8 protein-coding genes are annotated in these 7,407 nt (G+C 69.8%); 5 read left to right on the forward strand and 3 right to left on the reverse strand.

Translation table 11 applies throughout. From position 1 onward, the window contains the following. Nucleotides 1-68 precede the first annotated feature (68 nt). Both ACK59X_RS13465 and hemH read right to left on the reverse strand, forming a co-directional pair. A complete protein-coding gene (locus tag ACK59X_RS13465) occupies nucleotides 69-695 on the reverse strand; it encodes a Lon-like protease helical domain-containing protein (protein ID WP_409957829.1) in 627 nt (208 codons plus the stop codon). Nucleotides 696-762: 67 nt separating this feature from the next. Then, nucleotides 763-1,878: a ferrochelatase gene (gene hemH, locus ACK59X_RS13470; RefSeq protein ID WP_409957836.1), complete on the reverse strand. Its 1,116-nt coding sequence runs from the start codon at nucleotides 1,876-1,878 to the stop codon at nucleotides 763-765. A 101-nt stretch (nucleotides 1,879-1,979) separates the two neighbouring features. On the opposite strand from hemH, the gene ACK59X_RS13475 reads away from it, so the two are divergent. The 5 genes from ACK59X_RS13475 to ACK59X_RS13495 all read left to right on the forward strand — a co-directional run bounded on the left by ACK59X_RS13475 (nucleotide 1,980) and on the right by ACK59X_RS13495 (nucleotide 6,740). After that, on the forward strand, nucleotides 1,980-2,783 hold the full coding sequence (locus ACK59X_RS13475) for an HAD-IA family hydrolase (RefSeq protein WP_409957830.1): 804 nt from the start codon (nucleotides 1,980-1,982) through the stop codon (nucleotides 2,781-2,783). 78 nt (nucleotides 2,784-2,861) lie between these two features. Continuing rightward, nucleotides 2,862-3,710 (forward strand): DUF2189 domain-containing protein, encoded by an 849-nt coding sequence (locus tag ACK59X_RS13480; protein ID WP_409957831.1) that lies wholly within the window; start codon nucleotides 2,862-2,864, stop codon nucleotides 3,708-3,710. Then, nucleotides 3,707-3,919 (forward strand): DUF2788 domain-containing protein, encoded by a 213-nt coding sequence (locus ACK59X_RS13485; RefSeq protein ID WP_409957832.1) that lies wholly within the window; start codon nucleotides 3,707-3,709, stop codon nucleotides 3,917-3,919. Before ACK59X_RS13480 ends, ACK59X_RS13485 begins: the two co-directional genes overlap by 4 nt. A gap of 59 nt (nucleotides 3,920-3,978) precedes the next feature. Continuing rightward, complete coding sequence (locus ACK59X_RS13490; protein ID WP_409957833.1) at nucleotides 3,979-5,490, forward strand: M14 family metallopeptidase; 1,512 nt, start codon at nucleotides 3,979-3,981, stop codon at nucleotides 5,488-5,490. Nucleotides 5,491-5,561: 71 nt separating this feature from the next. Beyond that, nucleotides 5,562-6,740, forward strand: coding sequence for an ATP-binding protein (locus ACK59X_RS13495; RefSeq protein ID WP_409957834.1), 1,179 nt, complete (start codon nucleotides 5,562-5,564; stop codon nucleotides 6,738-6,740). Between the two features lie 19 nt (nucleotides 6,741-6,759). Here ACK59X_RS13495 and ACK59X_RS13500 read toward each other — a convergent pair. Further along, a partial coding sequence (locus tag ACK59X_RS13500; protein ID WP_409957835.1) for a DUF899 family protein occupies nucleotides 6,760-7,407 on the reverse strand: 648 nt, incomplete at its 5' end.

A 7,407-nucleotide genomic window follows, 5' to 3' on the forward strand; every position in this document is an offset into this window, starting at 1 on the left:
CACCTCTGGCGCGTGGTCCTGGGCGGCCCGTGTGTCTCCGAGACTGGTCTGTGGCCGCTCTTCCGGCGTCAGCTGGCGGCGCTGGCGCCGGGCGGCAGCACACGCGCCTCGGCATCATTGAGCGGCTGGCCGCGCGGGCCCAGGGGGGTGATGGCCATCTGCCCGTTGGTGCGCACCAGGCGCAGCTGGCGCGCCAGCGCAAACGCGTCGAGCGCGGCCAGGGCTTCGTTCTCCTGCGCTTGCCAGCGCTGCTCCACACGCGCGGCATCGGCCAAAAAGGCGGGGTTGGCCAGGTGCTGGGGCACCTCGGCCTCCAGCCGCGTGCCCATGTCCTGCAGGGCCTGGCGCAGCACGCGGCCCTGGCCGGCGGGCAGGCGCAGGGCGCGCGGGCGCTCGGGCGCATCGAAGTCGTGCAGGTAGCACAGGTCCGGCGGCACGGGGCGGCGCGCGGCCTCGGCCAGCATGGCCTGGTGCAGCAGCGAGGCGCGGCCACTGCCCACGTCGCCCAGCACGAAGAGGTGGTAGTCGGGCTGCTGCATGGCCAGGCCGAAGCGGGCGGCGGCTTCGGCGCGTTCCTGGCCGATCCAGGGCAGGGGCCGGCCCGTGAGTTCGGCCGTGCTGGCAAAGCCCAGCGTGGCGGCGTCGACGATGAGCCGCAGTTGGTGGGCAGGCAGGGCGCGGGCGGAAGCGGACATGGAGAGCGGCAATTCGGAAAACGGGGCCGTTGAGACGACAAGGAAAGAAAAAGGGAGTTTTTGCGCGTCAGCGGCCTGGCGGCATCGGGCTCTTGGGGGCACCGCCGGCCAGCGCACGCTCGCGCGCATCGGCCTGGGCGGCTGCGCCTTCCAGCTCGGTGGGCCAGCCCGCCAGGTGCTGCTGGGCGATGCGGCTCAGCGCGGTGATCCAGTGGCTGCTGTCGTTCAGGCAGGGGATGTAGTGGAACTCCTGGCCACCGGCGTGCAAGAAGGCCTCGCGCACCTCCATGTTGATCTCTTCCAGCGTCTCCAGGCAGTCGCTGGTGAAGCCGGGGCAGACCACGTCCACCCGGCGCGTGCCGGCCTTGCCCAGGGCCTCGATGGTGGGCTGGGTGTAGGGCTCCAGCCACTTGGCCTTGCCAAAGCGTGACTGGAAGGTGAGCACGTAGCGCTCGCGGCGCAGGCCCAGGCGCTCGGCCAGCAGGCGACCGGTCTTCAGGCTCTCGCAGTGGTAGGGGTCACCCAGCATGAGCGTGCGCTCGGGTACGCCGTGGAAGCTCATCACCAGCTTGTCGGGCTGGCCATTCACCTTCCAGTGCGCCTCGATGCTGCGGGCCAGCGCATCGATGTAGCCGGGGTGGTCGTGGTAGCGGTTCACGAAGCGCAGCTCGGGCACGTGGCGCGTGCGCGCGGCCCAGGCGTAGACCGCGTCGAACACGCTGGCCGTGGTGGTGCCCGAGTACTGTGGGTACAGCGGCAGGATGAGGATGCGCGTGGCGCCCTCGGCCTTCAGGGCATCGAGCTGGCTGGCGATGGAGGGGTTGCCGTAGCGCATGGCATGGCGCACCGCCACCTGGTGGCCGGCCTCGCCGAGCCAGCCGCGCAGCAGCGTGGCCTGTTTGGCGGTCCACAGCGCCAGGGGGGAGCCGTCCTGGGTCCAGATGCTGGCGTACTTGGCGGCCGACTTGGCAGGGCGCGTGCGCAGGATGATGCCGTGCAGGATGGGCAGCCACGCGGCCTTGGGGATCTCCACCACGCGGTGGTCCGACAGGAACTGACCCAGGTAACGGCGCACGGCCGGGGCCGTGGCCTCGTCGGGCGTGCCCAGGTTGCACAGCAGGATGGCGGTGCGTTCGGGCTGGCCGTGGTTGTAGGGGGGTTCTGGGGCGAAGGGGGTGCGCAGCATGGCCCCGATTGTGGCAAATGCACGCGCCCCATCCGGCGGACGGGGTATGCGGGCCTTCAGGCGCTGGCCCCTGGGGCCTGCGGTATTCTCGGGGCACCATGCCTGCCGCCCCCCCTTCCGAACCGTCTGCCGAGGCGCCCGCAGGCGCCGCCGCCGCCCTGGCCCGCTCGCTCGACACCGGCCGCATCCGCGCCATCAGCATCGACCTGGACGATACGCTGTGGCCCATCTGGCCCACCATCACCCGGGCTGAGGCCGTGCTGCTGCAGTGGCTGACCGAGCACGCGCCCGCCACGGCCACGCTGTTTTCGAGCACCGAATCGCTGCGCGCCATCCGCAACCAGATGGTGGCCCTGCGGCCCGATCTGGTGCACGACCTGAGCGCGTTGCGCCGTGAATCCATCCGCCTGGCGCTCACGCAGGCGGGTGATGAGCCCGACCTGGCCGAGCCCGCGTTCGACCTGTTCTTCGCCGAGCGCCAGCGCGTGGAGCTGTTCGCCGATGCGCACGACACGCTGGCCTTTCTGGCTGCGCGCTACCCGGTGGTGGCCCTGTCCAACGGCAATGCCGATGTGCACCGCATCGGCATTGGCCACTACTTCAAGGCCAGCATCAGCGCCACCGCGGTCGGTATCGCCAAGCCCGATGTGCGCATCTTCCAGGCCGCCGCCAGCGCCGCGCAGGTGCAGCCGCACGAGGTGCTGCATGTGGGCGACGATGCCGCGCTGGATGTGCAGGGCGCGCTGGCCGCCGGCATGCAGGCCATCTGGCTCAATACACCCAACCACCCCTGGGCACACGACCAGCACGGTGAGCCGCCGCACGCCACGGTGGCCAGCCTCACGGCCATCCGCGAGTTGCTCAAGGCCATCCCCGAGGCGCTGGCGCAGCCGCCACGCTGAGCATCGGCTGCGCTGCGGCGTTTTTTCTTGCCGTAGATCAAGGCGCGCACTGCGCTGGCGCGCGAGACTGGGGCCACCATGCGCCCCAAGCCCCCTCCCACCCTGCCGCCCGTGCGCACCATCGGGCTGATGCAGCCCCTGGCCTGGCTGGCCCTGGCCTGGCGCGACATGGTGCGCACCGGCTGGCTGAGCTTTGCGCATGGCCTGGCGGTGGCGCTGTTCGGCGGCGTGCTGCTGGCCGTGGCGCACCACCGCTTCTGGCTGCTGGCGGGGGCGCTTTCGGGCTTTCTGGTGGTGGCGCCGGTATTGGCCACCAGCCTGTATGCACTGAGCCGTGCGCTGGAGCGCGGCGAGCCCGCCAATGCGGCCCTGGTGCGCCGCACCTGGCTGGACTGGCAGAACAGCCACCCCGCCAAATGGGGCGATCACGATTACTGGTGCCTGGTGCAGTTCGGCGCGCTGCTGGCGCTGGCGGCCACGGGTTGGGTGCTGACCTCGGCCGCGCTCATCACCTTGCTGGCACCGGTGCCCGCGCGTACCCCACTCGACTTCATGCACCATGTGGTGCTGGCGCCCGATGGCCGGCTGTTCGCGCTGTGGCTGGCGCTGGGCAGCCTGCTGGCCGCGCCCATCTTCGCCTCCAGCGTGGTGGCCATGCCGCTGCTGCTGGACCGGCGGGCCACGCTGCGCCAGGCGGTGCTGACCAGCTGGCAGGCGGTGTTGGCCAATCCGCTGCCCATGGCATTGTGGGCGGCGCTGATCCTGGGCTTCACCTTGCTGGGCCTGGGTTCGCTGCTGCTCGGGCTGATCGCTGTGCTGCCCATGCTGGGGCATGCGAGCTGGCATGCCTACCGGGATCTGGTCGATGCCTCGGGCCTGCCGGAGCGCGAGGGCGCGGGCGTGGGCAGGGTGGGGCGGCGGCCATGATCTTCGGTTTTACCGAGGCGCAGATCTCGGGCTTTTTTCTCACCTGGGGCGTGGGCGCCTTCATCGCCTACATGCTGTTCATCATCGGCCAACTGGCCTGGGAGTCCAAGGCCGGGCGCTTCGGCACCTTCGTGTTGTTCCTGGGTCTGGGTGTGGGCTTCATCGGCTTCATTGCCAAGGTGCTGATCCAGTGGTGGCTGGAGCGGTGAGACCGTTTGCGACAAAGTGGTGATGGTGTACAGGGGGAAACTGGCCCTAACATCCCGCCATGTCCTTGCCCACGACCACCCCATTGCTCACCCGTGCCGAAACCAGCGGCTATACCGAGACCTCCACCCACGCCGACGTAATGGCCTATGTCCAGGGCCTCGCGGCGCTGGGCGACCCGCGCCTGCACGTCAGCGACTTCGGCAGCTCGCCCGAGGGGCGCGCCTTGCCGCTGCTGGTGCTGTCCGCCCAGGGCCACCACACGCCCGAGGCCGCACAGGCCAGCGGCCTGCCCGTGGTGCTGATGCTGTGCGGCATCCATGCCGGCGAAGTGGAGGGCAAGGAGGGCGTGCTCATGCTGGTGCGCAACCTGTTGCGCGGCGACCATGGCACCGAACTGCTCGAACGCACCGTGCTGCTCGTGGTGCCACTCTTCAACCCCGACGGCAACGACCGCATGAGCGCCGACAACCGTCCGCTGGACATCGCCCACCTGCGCGGGCAGGACGGCCCGGCCCTGGTCGGCACGCGCACCAATGCCGCGGGCGTGAACCTCAACCGCGACTACATGCGCCAGCAGGCACCCGAGATGCGCCTCTTGCAGCAGCGCGTGTGCCAGCCGTGGAACCCGCACCTCACGCTGGACTGCCATGCCACCAACGGCTCCATCCACCGCTTTGCGCTGACCTACGACATTCCCCACACCGAGCACACGGGCCGCGCCGAACCCGTGGCCTACATGCGCGAGCGCATGATGCCCGCCGTACAGGCCGCGGTGAAGCGCACCGAGGGCCTGGACACCTTCTGGTACGGCAACTTCGTGCGCGATGAGGGCGGCCAGGGCCAGGGCTGGATCACCTACACCCATCACCCGCGCTTTGGCTGCAACTACCGCGGGCTGACCAACCGGCTCGATGTGCTGCTGGAGGCGTATTCTTACATCAGCTACCAGGAGCGCGTGGAGGTCACCTATGCCGTGCTGCGCGAGGCGCTGGTCTATGCCGCCGCCAACGGACAGGAGATCGTCGACCTGCTCGCTGCCTGTGCCGAGCCGCCAGAGCAGGTCGCCATCCGCTACGCGCTGGAGGCGATTCCCGGCACCACGGTGGAAGTGCTCACGCGCGAGCCCTACACCCTCACCGGCGACCCGGTGAGCGTGCAGGTGCCGCACTACGCCCACTTCGTGCCCACGGCCACCGTGCAGCGTCCCTGGGCCTACGCGATGCCCCAGGCCGTGGCCGACTGGCTGCAGGGCCATGGCCTGCAGACCACGCCCGTGGCGGCCGGCACCGTGCTGGAGGTGGAAGTGCCCGTGATGCAGCAGCCCGTGGCCGAGCCCGGCCCCGCCATCCTGGAGGCCCAGGCCAGTACGCACTGGACGGCCAGCCACCAGCGCACGCAGCGCGCTCTGCCCGAAGGCTGGTGCGTGGTGGCCACGGCCCAGCGCTACGGCGCCATTGCGGTGGTGGCCTGCGAGGCCGAGAGCGACGATGGCGTGATTGCCAATGGCATCGTGGCCGAGCCGGTGGCGGGGGCAGAACTGCCGGTGTGGCGGGTGCTGGCGCCGGTGTGAACTGCGTTGGCTCGCTTTTAGGTGGATTTAGTCGTTTGTGCTAATTATTGGTTTTGACTAAAATTGCCCAAATGGACCTTTTCCACCGCCCCGCACTGGCCGAGCAGATGGCCAAGCAGCTGCTGGAGCCCGGCCTGCTCGACCAGGGGCTGCGCTCGGGGCTCTTTCTGTCGGGCTTGCGCCGCACCGGCAAGACCACCTTTTTGCGCCAGGATTTGATCCCTGCGCTGGAGGCCAAGGGCGCCATCGTCATCTATGTCGACCTGTGGGCCGACACCAAGGCCGACCCGGCCACGCTGGTGCATGCGGCCATCCGCCGCGCGCTGGCCGACCTGCAGGCGCCGGGCTCGGGTGTGCTGAGCCGCCTGGCGCGGCTCAAGGGGCTGGATGTGGGCGCTGCGGGCTTCAAGTTCGCCTTCCAGCTCAGTGAGGTGGGGGCCAAGGGCGGAGTGACGCTGGCCCAGGCGCTGACCGAGGTGATCGAGCTGGCGCGTACCGACCTGGTCCTGATCGTGGACGAGGTGCAGCAGGCCCTGGCCGGCGACGATGGCGCGCAGATGCTGCTGGCCATCAAGGCCGCGCGCGATGCCATCAACCCGCGGCCGGACACCCCCGGGCATTTCCTCTTCATCGGCACGGGCTCGCACCGCGCCCAGGTGGTGGGCATGACCTTGCAGGGCAAGCACGCCTTTGCCGGTGCCACCTCGGTCGAATACCCCACGCTCGATGGTGACTACGTGGCCTATGTGCTGCAGGGCATTGCCGAGGAGGGCGCACCCGTGCTGCCCAGCCTGCCCGTGGCGACTGCCGCCTTCAACCTGCTGGGCCGGCGGCCTGAAGAGCTGATCCGTGCCCTGCGCCAGCTGCAGCGCGAAGACCCGGCCGAGGCCGACCGCCTGCTGCCGGTGATCGCCGCGACGCTCAAGGGCGCGGCGGCCGACGTGGAGCTGCGCAAGCTCGAAGACCTGGGTGTGCTCGCGGGCGCGATTTTCGACCGCGTGGCGCGCGTGGAAGGCGATGCCAGCGGCCTGTTCACCACCGACGCCCTGGCCGAATACACCGCCACCGTGGGCCGCGAGGTCACGGCCGACCAGGTGCAGCGCGTGTCGGAAGAACTGCGCGACGCCAACCTCATCGTGCGCAAGGGCCATGGCACCTATGCGGTGACGGACCCGTTCGTGCAGCAGGCGTGGCGCGAGCGCAAGATGCTGGCGGGGCCGGTGCCGGCTCACAGGATCGACAAGAACTGAGCGCTCGCCCGGACCTTGCTCAGTATTTCAACTTTGGATACCAGCTCGCAGGGCGCCCCTCGGGCGTGAGGTCCAGGATAGACCACAGCGACGCAATGTCCGGCGCGTCGCGCGGGTCCTGGCCCGGGTCGGCCATGTCCTTGGTCATCTCGCTGGCCCAGAACAGGCGTACCTGGCCTTCGCCATCGCGCTGGTAGACGACCAGCGCCGGGTACTCGCTGCCATCGGGCATCAGGATGCCCAGATCCTTCGCGTAGTCGTCGCCGACGGTCTGCACGAAGTTCAGGTCGCGCCAGCCGCGCTCCTGCGCAAAGGCGTACTGCCGTTCCACCGGCGAGCGGCCCAGGATCTTGAGGGCCACACGCTGTTTGATGTCGGCGGCGTTGCCCTCGACCGAGCCGAGCCAGTTGGTGCACATGGGGCAGGGGCGTTCGCGCCGCGGGCCGTACATCCAGAAATACGTCACCAGGGTGTCCTTGTCGCCGAACAGGTCGGCCAGGCCCACTTCGAAGCCCTGCTCGTCCTTGAAGCGGTAATCCTTGGCGATGACCGGGCCGGGCGGCAGGGCCTGGCGCTGCGCGACCAGGCGCGTCATGTGGCGGCGGTAGTGGATCTCTTCGGCCAGCTGGGCCTGTCGCGCGGCCTCGTTCTCGGCCGAGTCGCCGGG

This window comes from Acidovorax sp. (assembly GCF_046339755.1).
GTDB lineage: Bacteria > Pseudomonadota > Gammaproteobacteria > Burkholderiales > Burkholderiaceae_C > Acidovorax.

Excerpts from the sequence above, each read along its gene's own strand:
- ACK59X_RS13465 (WP_409957829.1), bottom strand. The coding sequence starts at position 695 with ATGTCCGCTTCCGCCCGCGCCCTGCCTGCCCACCAACTGCGGCTCATC.
- ACK59X_RS13475 (WP_409957830.1), top strand. The coding sequence starts at position 1,980 with ATGCCTGCCGCCCCCCCTTCCGAACCGTCTGCCGAGGCGCCCGCAGGC.
- ACK59X_RS13480 (WP_409957831.1), top strand. The coding sequence starts at position 2,862 with ATGCGCCCCAAGCCCCCTCCCACCCTGCCGCCCGTGCGCACCATCGGG.
- ACK59X_RS13485 (WP_409957832.1), top strand. The coding sequence starts at position 3,707 with ATGATCTTCGGTTTTACCGAGGCGCAGATCTCGGGCTTTTTTCTCACC.
- ACK59X_RS13490 (WP_409957833.1), top strand. The coding sequence starts at position 3,979 with ATGTCCTTGCCCACGACCACCCCATTGCTCACCCGTGCCGAAACCAGC.
- ACK59X_RS13495 (WP_409957834.1), top strand. The coding sequence starts at position 5,562 with ATGGACCTTTTCCACCGCCCCGCACTGGCCGAGCAGATGGCCAAGCAG.